The 18,489-nt window shown below is 36.2% G+C and carries 16 protein-coding genes; all 16 read right to left on the bottom strand.

The features are described from left to right. Positions 1-112 precede the first annotated feature (112 nt). Positions 113-802 carry an SGNH/GDSL hydrolase family protein gene (locus CSX02_RS06905; protein ID WP_207653759.1) on the bottom strand — a complete coding sequence of 230 codons (690 nt, stop codon included), beginning with the start codon at positions 800-802 and terminating at the stop codon, positions 113-115. 52 nt (positions 803-854) lie between these two features. Continuing rightward, on the bottom strand, positions 855-1,337 hold the full coding sequence (locus CSX02_RS06900; protein ID WP_099386127.1) for a low molecular weight protein-tyrosine-phosphatase: 483 nt from the start codon (positions 1,335-1,337) through the stop codon (positions 855-857). Between the two features lie 176 nt (positions 1,338-1,513). Further along, on the bottom strand, positions 1,514-3,118 hold the full coding sequence (locus tag CSX02_RS06895) for a hypothetical protein (RefSeq protein WP_099386126.1): 1,605 nt from the start codon (positions 3,116-3,118) through the stop codon (positions 1,514-1,516). 43 nt (positions 3,119-3,161) lie between these two features. Then, entirely contained in the window at positions 3,162-5,165 is a 2,004-nt protein-coding gene (locus CSX02_RS06890; RefSeq protein ID WP_099386125.1) for a P-loop NTPase fold protein, read from the bottom strand. Positions 5,166-5,243: 78 nt separating this feature from the next. Next, the gene (locus CSX02_RS06885; RefSeq protein WP_143248151.1) at positions 5,244-6,446 is read right to left on the bottom strand and encodes a hypothetical protein; all 1,203 of its coding nucleotides are present in this window, start codon (positions 6,444-6,446) and stop codon (positions 5,244-5,246) included. Positions 6,447-6,948: 502 nt separating this feature from the next. After that, entirely contained in the window at positions 6,949-7,722 is a 774-nt protein-coding gene (gene istB, locus CSX02_RS06880) for an IS21-like element helper ATPase IstB (protein ID WP_099386123.1), read from the bottom strand. After that, entirely contained in the window at positions 7,700-9,064 is a 1,365-nt protein-coding gene (istA, locus tag CSX02_RS06875; protein ID WP_143248150.1) for an IS21 family transposase, read from the bottom strand. Before istA ends, istB begins: the two co-directional genes overlap by 23 nt. 296 nt (positions 9,065-9,360) lie before the next feature. Further along, positions 9,361-10,404 carry a hypothetical protein gene (locus tag CSX02_RS06870; RefSeq protein WP_099386121.1) on the bottom strand — a complete coding sequence of 348 codons (1,044 nt, stop codon included), beginning with the start codon at positions 10,402-10,404 and terminating at the stop codon, positions 9,361-9,363. A 254-nt stretch (positions 10,405-10,658) separates the two neighbouring features. Then, positions 10,659-10,955, bottom strand: a complete 297-nt coding sequence (locus CSX02_RS06865) for a hypothetical protein (protein ID WP_189281406.1) — start codon at positions 10,953-10,955, stop codon at positions 10,659-10,661. A gap of 89 nt (positions 10,956-11,044) precedes the next feature. Beyond that, entirely contained in the window at positions 11,045-12,619 is a 1,575-nt protein-coding gene (locus CSX02_RS06860; RefSeq protein WP_099386119.1) for an RNA-binding domain-containing protein, read from the bottom strand. A 254-nt stretch (positions 12,620-12,873) separates the two neighbouring features. After that, positions 12,874-13,815: a GNAT family N-acetyltransferase gene (locus CSX02_RS06855; RefSeq protein WP_143248149.1), complete on the bottom strand. Its 942-nt coding sequence runs from the start codon at positions 13,813-13,815 to the stop codon at positions 12,874-12,876. A 13-nt stretch (positions 13,816-13,828) separates the two neighbouring features. Next, positions 13,829-14,542 carry a carbon-nitrogen hydrolase family protein gene (locus CSX02_RS06850; protein WP_099386117.1) on the bottom strand — a complete coding sequence of 238 codons (714 nt, stop codon included), beginning with the start codon at positions 14,540-14,542 and terminating at the stop codon, positions 13,829-13,831. 409 nt (positions 14,543-14,951) lie between these two features. Continuing rightward, positions 14,952-15,890 carry an amidohydrolase family protein gene (locus tag CSX02_RS06845; protein ID WP_099386116.1) on the bottom strand — a complete coding sequence of 313 codons (939 nt, stop codon included), beginning with the start codon at positions 15,888-15,890 and terminating at the stop codon, positions 14,952-14,954. A 10-nt stretch (positions 15,891-15,900) separates the two neighbouring features. Beyond that, positions 15,901-16,452 carry a GNAT family N-acetyltransferase gene (locus tag CSX02_RS06840; RefSeq protein ID WP_242970431.1) on the bottom strand — a complete coding sequence of 184 codons (552 nt, stop codon included), beginning with the start codon at positions 16,450-16,452 and terminating at the stop codon, positions 15,901-15,903. Positions 16,453-16,568: 116 nt separating this feature from the next. Further along, a complete protein-coding gene (locus CSX02_RS13985; protein WP_272756360.1) occupies positions 16,569-16,694 on the bottom strand; it encodes a hypothetical protein in 126 nt (41 codons plus the stop codon). 23 nt (positions 16,695-16,717) lie between these two features. Then, positions 16,718-18,055, bottom strand: coding sequence for an ATP-binding protein (locus CSX02_RS06835; protein ID WP_099386115.1), 1,338 nt, complete (start codon positions 18,053-18,055; stop codon positions 16,718-16,720). Positions 18,056-18,489: the final 434 nt, after the last annotated feature.

Here is an 18,489-nt window from a genome sequence, read left to right as displayed (position 1 = left end):
TTAGCAAAACTCCATCTTGGTGTCAATCATTTTCTGATACTTTTGTTGCGCTTTGGTTATTTTCAGACAATTCTATGTTTTTAAAACAAATTGCACATCTTTAACAATTTGATTAGGACAGCTCCTTTAATGTCGGCAACAGTGCATTCAGCACCTGCTCATAACCGTTGGCATACATGTGCATACCTTCAATCGAATATTCTTCCTTTACATCGCCGTCCTCATCCAACAGTCCTGCATTCAAATCCAAAAAAACATGTCCGCACTCTTTTGCCAACTGCCTGACTGCCGAATTGGCTGATGCCACACGCTCGTTATTGCGATATTGCAACACCGGCTTCATATATGGTACTTTCATTGCCTTTTTTGTGCACATTGGATAATAGGCCAGCATGTAAATCTGTACCCCCACCGTATGTGCTTCAATCTCATCAAGAATCTCTCGATATCGTGCAATCAATTCCGCCTCATTGTAATCCGGTGCGCTCAGATCGTTGGTACCGATATTGATAAAGACATATTTCGGCTGCAAGTCATGCACCATCACATCCAATTCCTGTAGCATTTCCTGTGTTGTATAACCACCGATTCCGCGATTATAAATTGCATATGGTAATTGCACATCATAGTTCTGGATCATTTCGTTGATTGGAAATTGTTCCATCAGGCTCGATCCCGCAAATACAATCTGTCCTTTTTTTGCCATTGGATTCAATCGTTTGAAGCGCTCAACTTTTTCTTTCTTCTGTCCTTCAAAGAACTGGTTCATTGCTGTTTCCACAGCAGCTCTTGTTTCTGCCACCCGACTCATTGTCGTAGCCTCCTCGTTTATTTTTTTCACAGTATATCCTACCCTATTCGTGCATACTTTGCAAAAAATTTTCCACACCCTCTACAATGTCTCTGTAGGTTGCGCCAAAATCTCCGGTATACCACGGATCTGCAATGTCGCGCGGGCAGGCGGAATCCTCCAAAAGTCGTCGCACCTTTCCTTCCGTATCCGGTCCTGTGATGCGGAGGACATTTTTCACATTTACGGTTTCCGCGCAAAGAATATAATCATAATATTCATAGTCTGCCCTCGTCACCTGCCGCGCACGCTTCCCCTGAAAATCCGTATAGGCAGTCTGCCCAATTCCATGTTTGCGCAATTCTGCCTGTGCCGGCGGATAAATCGGATTTCCCATGCCTCTCCAGATTTCCTCTGTCGAGGTTGCTGCGGAAGCCACTTCATACCTGTCCTGTAGGCCACGCTTTTCCAGGATATCCTTCATAATATATTCTGCCATAGGGGATCGGCAGATGTTTCCATGGCAGATGAATAAGACTTTTACCATAAAATTTCTCCTTCATAATTTGATTAATACCGCGTAGTTTTGCTAGGTTTTGCAAAATCTCCGGGGCATTTAAAGCTTTCAATGAATATGTATGTAAAAATGCAAATTGTAGCAAAATTATGCAATACACAGACATCAATCGTAGTAAAAAACGTAGTAGAAATGCTCTCTAATTACTATTCATCTTCAATTATAAGCTCTACATTTTTCGAACCACAAACCGGACATTTCTCAGGCATTTTTCTGGCCTGATCATAATCTTGAAGCAAACAATTTTTGCATAACATGTATTCTCTTGAATATAGTGCATGTCTTTTTGCATTTAGTTGATAAAGTATCTCATATCTACTAGGATTTTTCCCTATGATAAAATCAGGAGTAAGAAAAATTGATGTTTTCACTTTTAGAAATATATCATCAATTTCTGTTTCTCTGTAATCATAATTATCATACATAAAAATCACATATCTTCTTTCTCGTTCTCCAGACCATTTAGCATCCTTTACTGACAAAATCCAATATTGCATTATCTCTTCTAAGAAGTTCTTTTTATCTGCATTGCTCATATTAAACATATCAATAATTCCAAACAAATACGTTAACTCCCGTTTGGCTTCCTCAACATCATATATAACATCAAACGCTAATGTTTGTGATATAAATGGACGTTCCATTTTATCCGGCACATCATTTTCTATGCCTTTCTTTTTCTTCAGATGCCATATTCCAATAGGCGCTATTAGTTCAGATATTCTATCATTCTTATAACCATATAGGCACTGTCCATATCCATCCTGCATGTCCGAATTATTAACACTTTTACTAAATGATGAAACGTAATAAATTCTTGTAGCCGTAAAATCAATATCATCAACCCATTTATATGTAATCCAAGATTTATCATCAAACAATTCTGGTATAACCCTTTGTTCACGTTCGTCATTTAACAACGTAGTTTTTTTCATCCAAATCTGGTGATTTTTTACACTTTCTCTTGCGACTTCAATTGGAAGATATTTGCAAATATAATCTTCATTGTACCCATTTCTAGACTTCAAAATAAAATTACTTATTTGTGTCATCAACACACCTTTTGTCGGGCGCTCCATAGGCGATTCATTATTTTTCTTAAGCAATTCCGCTTCTAGTTCAAATAACAGAGACAATTCTTCTTTTGAAAACTTCCAGATTGATTGCTTTTTACTTCCTCTCATATAGCTAAGATCATTCATCATAGAAACAAATGCGTACGTAATTGAATCTATTAATTCATCATCCTCATCGACTATCAACACTTCACGGATGACAGTAATTAATTGTGTAGCAAAATCGTCATTTTTTTCTACTATAAATTTTTGATATGCCAAATAATAAAGTTTAAGTGGCAAGTCCAATCCATTATATGCTTCTACAAATTGATCCTCATTTCCATCCTTTCCTAAAACCGGATTCATATTAAACATCCACTTATGAATATATGTCGCCTCAGAAATTAGATCATATAAATACACTTTAACTGAATTAATCTGATATGCTGTACTAACTATATATAAATAATTAATTAGTCCCACTTCATATTCTGTTATACGTACCAGTCCATATCCAGAAGTTTCATTCATATCATGTTCACTGGCTAATGCTATTAAAATCTCTATATTTTTATGTGTTGGATTATTCTTAAATTCTTCCATTCTTTCACATAATATATCTAGTTTCCATTCCCTGCGATTCTTAGGCCAACCTTCAGGTTTTTCTGAAATTTCCTTCGTATCTATAAGCAACACCTCCAAATTATTTCAAATCAAAACTATTTCTTTTTAATGCTTATAATTGTTCTTCATCCACACCTAAAAGAATTAAATCCTGCTTAATCATATCAGCAAAACTATCAATCGCAATATTCCTTATAATACCACCATGTTTTATGACTGCTTCATCCATTAGATCATTTCTAATTTTCTTCAACCCCTCAATATCTGCAATATAAAAATCCTTAAGATTTCCCATATAATATATTGCTTTAAAAGCACGACGAAGAGTATATAATCCTTCATTGTCACTTTCATTGATTAGTATATATAACTTTTCAAAATCTAAATATTCAACAAATGATCTATGGCTACAATAGTAGTTTTCCATTTTGCAGCAATGTTCATAAAATGCATTCGCATTACTGTATATATTTTTCTCTTCTTGATCCTCCTTATTAAGTATGCGATTTCGTTCTTTTCGTTCCTCTGAAATTGGCTTATATATTTCGTTATATTTATTTCTAATTTCTTCAGATGAAAAATCTTTAGGGAATTCATTTTCTTCTTGAATATCATTATCCCTTTTTATTAAATTAATCATAACATCTTTGATATGATGTATATTTCCTTTAAAGAGCCCTTTTTCTTGAAGATACAATAAAGTAGAAAGAATATTAGAGTAGTCATAATATGCATATTTGTTTTCTTCTATTTCTTTTTCTAAACGATCCAGTATCTCTATAACTTGCGCATCCTCCATAAGATACCAATCTCTTAATTCAGCTAACGCCTTACCTGTCGAATGTACTTTAGGTGGATTGTCAATATCTTCTCGTTCTCTACGCTTAATTATCGACTTACATGCCTGAGATAAATCCTTATCATTCCATACATCACAATTAATCCAAGCATCAATGAAACTATATCTAAAAATGTGAGTATACTCATGGCCTTCAAAATAAACCATTTCTTGACTTCCATAATTAGCACTGTGTGTTATCTTTTTATTTTTCTTTAATGCTCCTGCTACCCATATACTATAACGCAGAAAATCGTTCAAAATATCTTCATAATATTTACTATCAGAATAGTATTTCGTTGTTGCGTCATATATTTTTCTAAAAGAAAAGATCCACGATCTTATAATTCGCAAATTTCGATTCTCTATTTCTGTAAATGCACTTACAATACTATTTATGTGTTTTAGTAAATAATCTTTATATTGACCTTCTTGAATTATACCTTTGCTCTTTTCATTTCCACTTATCACTTCTTCAATAACGTCTTTTAATGCTGGATAATACAGCATAGTTTTACCAATTACTTTTTCTTTGATGTCTTTATATAAATAATTTTCTGAATATAATATCTCATTTAGTTTTTTTACTTCTTCTACTGTAATCTCTCCATTTGAGGCTTTCCCCAGTCCCGTTTTTTGTGTCCTTTCATTTTTTCCATCTCCTATGTACTCAACAACTTTACGATCACCAGAAAGCACTGTAAGATATTTTTCTTCTATATTTGTATTTGCATATATTTTTCCAATATTCCTCTCATCTGCTAATATGATTACTTTACAGTTACAATGTTCTATCAAATTATTAACAAATCCAAAAAACTCATTAATAGGAATCGTACATCTTTCTAAATCATCAAAGCAAATGACCATCTCTTTGACATCTATACTCCTCTCTAATTTATTAAATACCCTTGATAAATCTGCTGATACAGGACCTACAGAAAAAGAAAATGCACTACTAGCTACACCTATAATACCGGCAAGTGGCTTTAACCCTTTTTTAACTAATTTATTCCCGTTACCTTTAACATATATTAAATAATTGGTAATCAACTGTTTAGCAAGTGAATCAATACTAGATATTCCATAAAGAGAAATATAAACATTATGCTTCCGTTCATTTTTTCCAACTTCTATTGAATCAATTTCACCCGCCAAATAGTTTTCGTATAGATAAGTTTTTCCACTTCCCCATGCTCCATCAATCAAGATGGCATACTTCGCATTCTCGTCACGAACATAACTAGTTACAGCATCTACTATTTCTTTCGATGTCATTTTTCCCTCCAATAGCTTTTATTGATGAATTTAAATTAACAACTAATTCAAATGAATCATCTGTATATACAAATTCTATTATTTCAATCCTGATGTTGTTTTCTTCTCAACCTTATTAAAACTCATTTTTTCAAGATTAATTGGATTATTTCTTACTATAATCTGATTAGTATCAATGATTATTTCTTCATCTACAATATCACATTCTGACAAGATATACTTTGTTCCGTCATTTATTATCATAACGTAATCCTGATTATTCTCATTAAATACATAAAACGACTTAGCATGATCCAAACTATACGTTACATTCCACTTCAAAAAAATCGCTATTATTAAAGCTGAAAGCGCCACATTTCCTAGTGCTAGCTTTATTGTTTTATCTGATAGTGACGATTTCAAACTATGATTACTTTGTTCTGCTATCTTAGTATCCAACCATTCGATTACTGGTTTCATATATTCAGAGCCCCAATCGACCTTATCATCTTTAAAGAATCTTTTTATACTAACTAATAGAGTTAACTTTATTTCTAATATGGCACAAAAAATCGCCGTTAGAATTATAATTAATGCCGTAATCAATGATGATTGAATCAAACCCATTGTACTGTGATTCTCAATCTCTATTCCAAAAACATATTGCAGAAATAAAGATACCATAAAGATTAATATGAAAGAAGGGATTATTCTGAAAAATAAACTAATTCGTATTTTTAAAACCTCTAGTCGATCATCAATACACTGCCTTATTAATTCCTTATTTTCACTTTCTAATTTCCTTATTTCACAGTTGACCGATTCCAACTTTTCATCATTTATCGATTCACTAGTCATTACTATATCGGCCACCATCTTCTTTAAATCACTAATTGCTTTTCTTTTTAATCTTACATGTTTTTCTCCGTCTTCAAATATTTTGCCATACAAATATACTTTACAATCATTTAGTTTCCATCGATACACATATCGTTTTGCAACTGAATTAAATAGCATAGTAAAAATAAAGTATAAAACCAAAACACCTAGTTTTAAATACATTTTATTGTCTTCAACAAGAAATCCCTCATCTAAGTTCCAATATTGGTATCGTGCATTAACAACTATGAAACTAATTATCCTCGCTAGAAATAACATTATTGCCGACACAATAGAAATTGCAGAAATAAATAGCCCCGTATTATTCTTTAGATAATCTAAATAATTATACTTTTCCTCCTTTTTAAAAGCCTCTTCTAAATCTGATATTAGTTTTTCACTAGATTTATCCTTGTTGTCCAAGAAAGCACCTCCTCTCAACGCCATTTATTATATCCTATTTATGTATTATATAACAATCGAGACACCTTTCCATTTCATTCCCAATTATTCCAAGTAACAAACCCGCCCCAGAGTGTCAATCTACAGAATTACTTTTCCTGATTTTGACACCCTAGGACGGGTTTGTTTTGTAGTAGCCAAGGCCACTTAAGGATAAGTGTCCTTTACATTCATTTATATAATTCGTATCGCGGCAATTTAAAAGTTGTAAACTAGTTGTAAATTCATTTCTTTCTTCCGTCAAACGCTTGAAAATAAAGGATTTCTAGCCATTGGTTAATACCATGCCGTGGCAGATGAATAGTATCCTAATCACAAAAATTTCTCCTCCTAAATTGCAAAGATATGCCGATGAACGCGAGGTTTTATCAGGTTTTCCGGGCATTCAATTTTTTCAAGTGTAAACTATAATCGTCAACTCCAATGTGAGCCACGCGCTGACTTCATTTTGAGCCACCTAACGCTAGCTTGAATGTGAGCCACCTTTACTTTTTGTTTTCTTTGTTTGTGATAACCGATAGGATTCTCCATTCATATCAAGAACAAAGGAGTTAAATGTTAATCTATCAATCATCGCTGCAACCATTGCCGTATTCTCAAACAGGGATGTCCATTCCGAAAACGGCAGGTTTGTTGTTATAATAATGCTTCCGCGCTCACTGCGGTCAGCGATTATTTTGAATAATAGTTCCGATTGGTATCGGTCAAAACTTACATACCCCATCTCATCTAAGATGAGTAGGTCTGCTTTTTGAATACGCTTTTCAAGGCGCCCTAAAGAATAGTTATCTCTTGCCTCACTTAATTCAGTTGATAACGAAGCAGCGTTCTTGAAAAGAACTGTCATACCAAGAGAACAAGCCTTTAAGCCTAAAGCAATCGCCATATGTGTTTTACCACGACCGGGATTGCCAAGCATTGTTATATTTCGTCGTTCCTTGATAAACTTACAACTGGCTAATTCATTAATAAACACATCGCTGATTTCACCGTTATATCTGGTTAAATCCAACTCTTCAAGAGTTTTGGTAAATGGAAAACCGGCTTGCTTTAATCGACGCTGGTTTTGATTCTCCTGACGTTGTTCGTACTCGAACTGCATTATGGATAATAAGACTTCGCCTATGCTTGTGTCGGGAGATAACTGACGAACGATTTCATTATAATTAGCAAACGTCGGCATTTTTAGTTGTTTTGCAAGCATCCGGATTTGTTCATCGACTAAGAGCGTGCTCATAGCTGTTCACCTCCCTTCCTAGACACAAGCGGTCGTATTGGGAAAGATCAACGGAGATGATTTTAACCGGATCTTTTATATCAGTCTTGTTTGGTTCTACGAAATCATGTAAGATTTCAACCATTCGGGAATAATTGTTACTGTTTTTGCGAAGTTCTTCTAAAACTTCTTTCGGAACGTTTTGTTTCACCGGAGCAGCGTCTAAAATGGCTCTTCTTCGAGTATCTAACAGAGGCATGTAATGTTCCAAGGTGTAAATGCTTTGATTATGACCAAAGCAACGCGTATGTTTAGCGATTAGTTCTCCATTATAAAAGACTTCTACGGATTCGGGATAACCCTTTACACCAACGATTCGCCCGGTATATTTAACAGGCACGGAATAATTATTTGTTTTGAATTTAACGGTGGAGAATGCGTTTACGCGTACGTTAGCGCATTTGGCTGTTTCAAATCGACAGCCAGGGAGTTTTTGCAACAAAGACTTTTCGGTGAGATACATTTCTCCAACAGTTGCAGGTTTCCCTTTAATGGAGTGGTTTTCATAAACCAAACACCGTTTTACCAATAATTCGTTTAATTCTGTTATGTTTGCAACCTTAGGTACAGGGACAAGGATGTTTCTTCTTGCCCACCCAACGAGGCCTTCAACTAAGCCTTTTTCGTGGCCTTCCGCAGGATTGCAGAATACGGCTTTAAAGCTGTAATGGGCAGAAAGATGGGTATATCCCTCTTGTGCCTTAGCATGCTTACCAAAGCCTTCCTTAACAGCAACACGACCGTTATCAAAGATTACTTTCTTTGGAACGCCGTTCATTGCATCAAAAATACGAACGAATGCATCTAAAAAGCTTTCTTCGTTTTGCTTATGATAAGCGTAAACAAACGGTCTGCAACTGTAACACAGTCTGGCACAGAAGATATAAATCTTTGTTTTTTTGCCAGAAAAGTAGACTTGGGCTTCGCCCCAATCTACCTGCATAGCCTCTCCAACGTCAAACTGAAGAGGAATAAATGCCTTCGGAGCAACGTTTTTTAGTTCATGGACCTTTGCTCTGACAGTTGACTCGCCACCGGAGAATCCAGTTTCTTCAACCAAACGATCATATATTCTTTTTGCTGTATGGCTTTGCTTTTTTAGATGCTCAGCATCGTCTTCAGCCAAACAGTTTTTAATAAAGTTAATCGTATCCTCAGTTAATACTGTGGATTCACGAATGGGAGTCTTACGCTCCCAAGGAACTGCATTTCCTTCGCAATACTTTTTAACAGTATTCCGAGAAATGCCTAAACACTTGGCGATATGCCTTTGGCTTTCGCCGGCATTGAAACGCCTACGAATTTCATCGTAATCTTACATTGTAATAACCACCGTCTTTCCCTCCGAATAAAAAAGTCTTTTATTCAGAGTAATTGCTAGGTGGCTCACTTTCAAGTCAGCGTTCTTGATTCGAATGGCTCACTTTTAGATTAGCATTTATATGTAAACTACATAATTGGCATATCTTTGCATATTTTAACATTTCAAAGCCGTGTGTAGTAGTAAAATCGTTGTAAAAATGCCCGGATTTCTCCGAGCATGAAAAAGACATTAACTACCACGATAGTTAATGTCCGTTAATTATTTCAATTATATCGTTATTTTATTCTAAAAAAGACATCTTGCAAAGGTACTCCATCAAATGCCCCCATGCAAAACATTTTTCCATCAGGACTTACTAAAATCTGACCTTGCTCTACAAGGTTCTTTCCTCTACGGTATACTGAATAACACCAGCATTCTACAGTAACCGCAAAACCATCTTGTATCAATTGAGAGTCGTTGGAATTACTTATCTGATTTTCTGTATACTTTACATTTTTTCCAATGGGAGTCATCATCCAACAATTAAAAACTTTAATTGTTTCCCCGTCTCTTATTGTCCATCCTTCTTTTTCTGGATACTCTGCTTGAACATACTTCAAAGCCTCTTTTTCACTATTTACGGATGTAACAGCACTTCCACTATGTTCACTACTATTCGTTAAAACAATATTAGTTCCTATTACACCCAAAAACAGCACTGCGACTATCCCAGCAATAACATACTTTTGTTTTTTTGTTCTGCTATGCCAAAACTCCTTAATTTTGTTCATTTTAGAATTTAAGAATTTATTATTCCGTGCTGTTTCTTTCACATCATTTGTAAGTTTTTCTGCCTGACTTATAATATTTTTAACATTTTCATTTTCTGCAATATTTTTTTGCAACGCTCTAGTTTCTTTATCTATCGCTTTTCCCTTTACCTTAACGTTTTCAACAAAATCGTTTATCTTATTTGTTGAATTCTCGCTAGCTTTAATATTTTTATTCTCTGTTACAACACTCTTATTAGTCACTTGCTTTTCTGATATTGTATTCGGCTTTTTTATATATTTACTAGCACAATCAATACATATGACGGTTTTCCCTGAATCTTGCAAATCCTTTCCACAAAAAAAGCATTTACCTGCATCTGTTCCGTTAATTATCTGTTCTAACTTATTAATATATCTTTTACCTAAGTTAGTTTTAAATATACTTTTTTGTATGGTTGCATTGTAAATTTTTTGAACAGATGCAATATCATGATACTGTAGTTTATTATCAATCTGGATAATTAGAAGTAAATCCTTCTTCATTAATTCCTTTTCATCGGCCATATTTCTTCTCCTTTTGTCATACACTAATAATCATAATCTTAATTGTACTAAATATTTGTTGTGCAATTGTATTCTGTCTATATAACCATTACAATCATCATTCCTGTTCTTTGGATACAGCCTTTTTACCTGACTAATCATACGAAGGTCACAATCACGAATGCTTATGCCTAGTTTTACCTTTCTTTCCTATTGATAATGTGTATATCACCGTCAATCAGAACATATAACAAGTCATATTTCAAAATCATCTGTCATTTTACTACAACTACTTCTCTTTTATACGCCGGCGAATACTCTTCATCCCACGCTTCCAAGAAATCATCATTACCAGAAATTTGATCAATCAAATCATATCCTCTCTGAATTGTTATTTCCTCGGAAAACGGAACTGTATCCTTCTCAAAAGATGTCTCACGGCCCCCTACTTCGAAAATAATCGCTCTCGTAAGCCAAACTTCATATGCCGGTTCACCATTAATCGCCATAGTCTGTTGCTCATTAACAATCTTTACCGAAGTAATCTCTTCGTCTACTGGCGTAGATATCATCTCAACATACTTAAAGGCAGACTTTATCATCGTATCCTCGGAAGCTGATACTAAACAGCAGAATTTCACCATATAACCTTTTCTATTACTTATACAGAAAACTTATATTTCCCTTTTCCCATTCCTTCTACCGGAACAATGATCTTCAGTTCATCCTTCATCCTTTTCAAATAGGACGTTGCTGTCACTTCCGAACATCCCAGAATTTCGACTACTCGAGAATTCCCAAAAACCTCTGTCCCGATTTCCTCATATAACTTCAATACGTTTTGTTTTATTTTATTTGTATACCCCGAATCCAAGATTTTCTGCTTGAAATCTTTGGTTTCAGTCTCAATCCAAACTTTTTTCTTTGGTTTGGAGCCATTTTTTATTTCATAGTATTCTTCATTTACAGGTATAACCACAGAAGTAACGTTGTCATTTACATCAAAAGTCTTATAGAAAAGATCCGGAGATCCATTTTTCCGCATTGATCTTTTGGCTTCCCCGATACCTGTTCCGAAAGATTCTATAATGCCTAATGCTTTAAACATATCCCTGATTTCAGGATTCTCCGTGTCTCGCTCGTTAAAAAACGTTCTCTCATTCAGATCACTTATGCGTATAGGCGGTAACGGCTTGTTATAATTCACAATGTTTATCTGTTTTTCAGACACATATATTTGGATTGGCTTACCATTTTCATAGTTGTTATGAACAATGGCATTTGCAAGCAATTCTTCCAGTGCAATAAACGCAAAGTTCTCGATTTTACGATTATCTGAGTTGCCATCATCACGTATAACCAATTCATTTAAGAAATTGTTATTGATGTACTCCAACGCAGCATAATACTGTTTCCAAACTGCACCTTTAAATACTTTGGATTCCATCTTTCTTTTAGTCCCAAACATATCAATAATCAATTCTGTATATGCATATGGAATTCGATCCTCTGGATGATCAGAAAACATGAGGACAGCATAGTTTTTCACGCGTCGATCCGCAGGATCATTTTTATCAAGCAAGTCCAAAGCCTTGGCCAGCTCTTTCTTTTCCATTCCATCACTAATCTGTCTTGAGCTTGTCTTGGAAAAATATTCTCTGAGTAAATCAGCACTTAAATCATCAATCGATGCCCCGGGGCTTACAATCGAGCTATAATGAAAATTGGAAAACTTTCGCAGCAGATCATATTCTTCGTCTACTCTCGCAAGACGGGTGTCAGCTTCAATTCTCACATATCTTCCCGGCTTAAGATTTATCTTTTTGTCCTTTTCGGCTTTTTCAGCCACCATAAACGGGCCTCCCGTCTGGCGCTTTACAATAATAAGCAAATAACTTATTCCATCAAGATCATTTGATACTACTTCAAACGTAACATTGGGATATAAAAAGGAACGCAGTGCATTAATGGTATTTTTACATTTTTCCAGTCTCCCTTCAGCAATCCCCTTAATCGGGAGCACAGGGATAGCTTTCTGTTCTTCATTGTTTTCCTCTTCTACACCTATAAAAATATATTGAATATCATTGTTGTAATAGTTATTTCCATACGCACAGATGGTTTTCAATATTTTATCCAGTTGCTGCTCTGATGCTTTGTATTCTATATATGAACACTCTGCAGTTTTGATCTTAAGTATTTCGTTTGCCTGTTTTTTTATTTGTCTGTAATCCATAGTTTTGCCCTCCGAATCCAAAGAAATTATACTTAAATCCAAAGTTTTTGTCAATCAAACCAAAGAAAAAGCACTTCACATCACGCAGAGTGCTCTCATCATTCATCGGGTAGTTCACCTTAAAAGGCCCCGTATAAATCAGATACTACTCTGCCCACAAATGGCTTATTTCCGCCATTCTTTGCTTTGGCATTAAATCCTGCCGTGGCAGATGAATAAGACCTTTATCATAGTAAAAATCAACTTCTAACCTGCTATTCTTTTCTTTTTTTCAGACCCGATTTAAAAGTGCAAACGAGATGCAAATCTACAGGACTTGCGCCTCGAGCTTTTCCCTTAAATAAAGGATTATACTGTTTTACTCGTTTGACGCCTGTTCTTTGTGCCAATATGCTGTCAGTAAATTTCCGTTTTCTTTTTTTCACAAACCCCATAGATTCATATAAGTTGATAGCCGGTACATTATCAAAATCTACCAACAACATCATATCTTTAGGTTCGTTCTCCCGTAACGCCATAGCCAGCAGCTGTCTTCCGTATCCTTTTCCACGATATTCCTTTTTGACAAAAATATCGTACGGCTCGTTCTCCGCAAAACAATGCGTAACATCAATGTATCCAGTTACAATACCATTTTCTAACGCAATGAAAATCTTAAATCGGTCCGGCGCCTTAATTACTTTGTCTCCGGTCCAATACACATCTTTACTGTGCATTTCCAAATACTGGTCAGTATAGTCATCAGAAAGTGGTTCTATACCCGCCGTTTCACATTCAGGTAATTTATGCGTATAAACCATTTTGATCTGTTCTTTATCAAAATTTGCGCCACGTTTCTCAAGGCTATTTTTGATCAGATGATTACGAGGATTGAAAACGAAATCGGCTTCATATTCAGGGTAGTTCTTTTCCAAAAAAGAAAGCAATTCCTCTACAGAGCTTCCTTTTCTTGTTATCCCTATAAGCATCTCCAGGTATTTTTCTTCCGGAATGATTAGAAGAATATACAGGCCTGTTATTTCCCCTCTATCATCCGTCACAAAGCAGTGGTGATCTTTCTTTGCTATCATATCATCAAGGCTTTCACCGGCTTCTATTCTTGAGGTCAGATGCGGATCGGAATAATTCTTATCATCTATAAAACTATTTATAAAATCCTGATACTCAAGAGCATCTGTAACATTTGTAACACTCATATCTACTCCCGTATTATTTTTCAATATCTATAATCAAAACCCTCTCCTGTTCAAAAGGGCTTCTTTCTACCAGTTTCCCCTTGTGAAAATAAAACGCTCCGCCATGGTTCACAGGTTCATTATCTATCGGGTTGATCATCAAGGTATCATCAGCAATACAGGAAGCCTGTTCTGCATATTCAAGGATCTCCTGTTCCCATTCATCAAGATCGAAATTGACATATACAGGCCAAAGAAGCAGATTCTTTGTCTTAAATTTCTCCGGATAATCCCATAAATCTCCGCAGAGACCGGTCATTATCTTTTTGCCGCGAAATGAAAACTCCTCTATATCACAGCCCTCGCAGTAATGGTCGTCTGCCCTGTCATACTCTTTCCACCCACGGCTGATACGCCTGTAGTTATGGACTATTTCTCCAGCGTCTATAACAACATACGACGAATACAAAAATTCACCGGCCTTCTCGATATATCCAAAGGCTATTCCCATTCCGTATTGTACGGTCAGCTTTTTAAGTCTGCCCATAGTCTCAGAATTCAGGCTAACCGCCATTTCTTTATCTTCTTTATAATTCCAGCCGAGTGAATCGAAACCTTGCAAAACAGCCTCGCCAAAGCAAAGAAGATCAGCTTTGCCCTCGGCTTCTTTCATCGCACGCTCAATCTGACTGATATTGAATTCCGTATTCTTATTTTCAACTCTGTAAGATGCTAAGCCAATCCTCATATTGACCTATATTTCCTTTCTTAAAACGATTTTTAATCCCTTCTAATACAACTTAAACTGATCTTTTCAAAGCCATAAACGACATTCGCTTTTATTGCAGTTTGATAGGAATCCAGTTTATGTCCGTATACCTGCTCGAACAGTTTTTTCATGCCAATCACCTTCTAACATTTTTATTTTATATCAACACATGTAATGTTAGTTTTCAATATTTATGTTAGTTGATTAATAAAAAACGATGTTTCCTTTTTAATTTGTTATGATGAGCGCTTAAGTAACGTTGTATTAGAGTCCAGATTGATTGGTTACTAAAAAGGGGGGCAAGTAAGGTGCAAATCTACAGAACTTGCGCCTCGAGCTTTTCCTGTCATCTGGAGATAAGCGTTTGTATGACATTTGTATAAATGCCTTAATTTGCATCTAACCCATTGATTCTGATATTGTCCAGTTCCTCCGCAGTCAGACATCCGCTCTGATATAAACGGAGGTATTCCTTGGATACGTCCGAATCAAAAATCAATACATCATCTGAATTGACGGTTACATCCACACCGCTATGATAAAGCTCAGCAATGGGGTGAGTCTTCAAGTCTTTAACCCTTCCAAGAAGATAGTTGCTCGATGGTGTAATGTTTAGCCGAATCTTATGATCTGCCAGAAAACGGACTACAGAAGGATCATTTACCGCCGCGATCCCGTGCTGGACCTCATCAAGTTCCAAACATTCTACAGCCCGGCGTACATCCTCCGCCGTCCCCCATTCTCCAACGTGAGCTTTCAGTCTCAAACCTTCTGCCTTAGCCCGTCTATAGATGGGGATAAAGTTTTCTATGGGCTGCGCCAGCTCATCTCCATATAAATCTATCGAATAAAAGGCTTTGCATCCCCAGAAATGAGACAGGCAATCCTCTAAATACGCAATATCACAGTGGCGCGACATTCCAATCTGAAGCCTGAGTTCTATCTCCGGTGCAATTTCCCGATGAGCGGATTCAAACGCATCCACCAGTTCATCGATGTCGTTATTGAAAAATGCACCCAGCCCCCAAACATCTTCACCGATTTCAAGAATCGTAACACCATCTTCTTTTGCCTGGGTAAAGGTAGCATTTATCAGCATTCTACGACCTTCAGTCGTATCAAAGAAACTTCCTATGTTCTCTCCGTTCCATGCGTGCATCTCATCCATAGAATTAAGAGGCTCGGTAATCGGCCGAATATCCAGACCGGAATGCTCAAGCAAATATTTCCGGCTTCCTCCAAGCACAAAATGGTTGTGCAGATCAGCCTTGGGGCATTTGCGGATTGCTTCCATGTCTCCTATTTTTAGCGCTTCTATAAAATCCATATTTTCAGTCTCACATTAAATATTTTTTTGTGTTCACCACCACGTATTTTTCGTCCGTTCTTGGATCTATTTTCTCCTCAGACTTATAGTTAAACTTAAAACCACATGCATCCTGCAATCTTTTTGAAGCCAGATTCTTTTCACGATAACTACAGTGAAATTCTTTTGCTCCCTGTTTTCTTGCCTCTTCACACAATGCATTTAGAATCTGTTTTCCATATCCTTTTCCGACAAAGTCCGGTCCAATGGCGATTCCCATATCCTCATATACATCAGGATTGACCTCACGCATGGATGCCCATCCAATGGCCTCTAATCCGCTTTCCGTTTTCAGATATACGGTAAGCGCGTACTTTTCTTTACTTTGAAAATCAAGAGTCCGAAGCATCCTGTCCTTTGATTCTTCCTCAGAATCATCGATCTTCCATAGCATATATTTGGCAGACTCCGGTCGGCTTGTTATATTTCGGTACAGCTGCTCCCAGTCACCAAATACAGCTTTTTTCATGATCAGATTACTTGTCTCTATCACGACCTCTGAATAATCCGTAATAATTTTCATTTTCTCAACTCCATAAACTTCAGGTCGAAGATCCTGACAATTGGCCCGAATAGCGCTTACGCCCAATTTCGCCAAAGTATAATTCCTGTTTTTCAAAATCGTATATGAGCATTCCCTCACTTATTCTTATCCAGTTCGTCTGCCAGTTTCTGTAACTCCTTTATAGCTTCCGAAACCACATTGACATTGATTCTGTCTGAACCGGCAATATCACCACATTCGGCAAATTGATAAGCCGCCAACCTCATAACTCTTTCTCGTCCTTTCATAGGTCTTCAATAAAAAATGGCAACATATATATTGGATATAATTTCAGCATTTCACTATTGCCTATATCTTTTTGTGATAACAATATTTCCTTCGAAACATGCTTAGAATACTTTTTCTGAAATTCTGTAATTGATTCATGCTTACCGATTCCGGATGACTTAACTTCAATCGGAACGATCTTTGTTTTCGAAGCAAGCAAAAAGTCAACCTCATAGTAGTGGGAACTGTTTTCTTTCTCCCATGTGTGATAATAAAGATCTATATCCGATCCGGCAATTATCTGAGCAACTGCATTTTCATATAAATAACCCAAATCTGCTGGAAGTGAATTGCTCAACAATTTCGTATAAATATTTTCATCCGTCTTTCCTGATGATCTGAAAATCATGGTAGTAAATAACCCTGTATCAGCCAAATAGAGTTTGAACGTATCGTCATCTCTCGTTTGAGGTAAAGCAACACTCGGATTAAGGACATTATGGCATGATAATACCGTCTTTGAATCCAGCAAATCATGTAAACGCTCTAAATCTTTATCAATCTTTTTTTTGCCTGTAGCTGCCGAAATAACATAGCTTCTTTTATCCGTTGCCAACTGCGTCGGAACAGAATCATACATTCTTCCAATCAGTCCTGTATCATCGATCTTGAAGAAATCGTCTTTATATAAATCTATGATTTTTCTCTTTACTTCATCGATTTCTGTAAAATTCCTGCCTTCCACATAAGCTTCTACAGCCTGAGGCATTCCACCTACCGCCATATAAATTCTGAAATCCCGCATCAGCTTTCTGTTTAAGGAATTTCCAACCGGCTTTCCAAGCTTATATAAATCCCGCAATACGCCATAAGTATCATTTCCGATGGCCCACATAAATTCTTCATAATCCATCGGATATATCTGTATTTTCATTTCCTCAGATGGAAGCACTATATCCTTGACATTCTTTTTTATACTGATCAGAGAACCGGTCTCAATATAGTCATATCTTCCGTCCGCAACCAGGTATTTTATAGCCTGACGTACTTTTGGCATAAGTTGTATCTCATCAAATATAATGACGGATTCTCTTTTATATAATGTTATCCCCGTTGCAGTTTGCAATCTCAGAAAGAAAATATCCAGATTTGCTATGTCATCGAACACATCAAGGACATCCTGTGTTATGTTAGCAAAATCCACTTTTATATATGACCTGTACTCCTGCTTTGCAAATTCTTCAGCAATTGTCGATTTCCCAACACGCCTGGCTCCTTCCAGAAGCACAGAATACTTTGGTGCCTTTTTTTCTTTCCAATATTTTAGCTTTTCTAAAGCTTTTCTCTTAAACATACTATCTCCTCAAAACGACATAGTTCCATTTCTTCAAACTTATAAATGGATTATAGTACCATTTCTTCAATATTTCAAGGGTATTATTCCGTTTCTTCAAGATTTATTTCTACTTTTAGTACCGTTTCTTCCAAATTACTGCCAAAAAGCACCCTGCATAACGCAGAGTGCTCTAATCTCATCGGGTAGTTCACCTTAAAAGGTGCAAATCCGTTTGATAAATCTTCAAAATGCCGTATTTTCAAGGTTTTCCGCCTTACTGAAATCTCTTGAATTCCTCTAGCATTGGTTCAATTCTACTGATTTCTCTTGACACTTCTCAATCCATCCCTAACTTCAAATGGAGCCATAGCATACGCCATGACTCCACCATTAAATATTTGCCCACATTGCAGCCATGTGGATATTCCTCAGTCAACTGGCTTAACACTTTA

The organism is Agathobacter ruminis (assembly GCF_002735305.1).
Taxonomy (GTDB): Bacteria; Bacillota; Clostridia; order Lachnospirales; family Lachnospiraceae; genus Roseburia; species Roseburia ruminis.
Note: the sequence above shows the minus strand (reverse complement) of the source record. Positions and strands in the feature narration are given on the sequence as shown.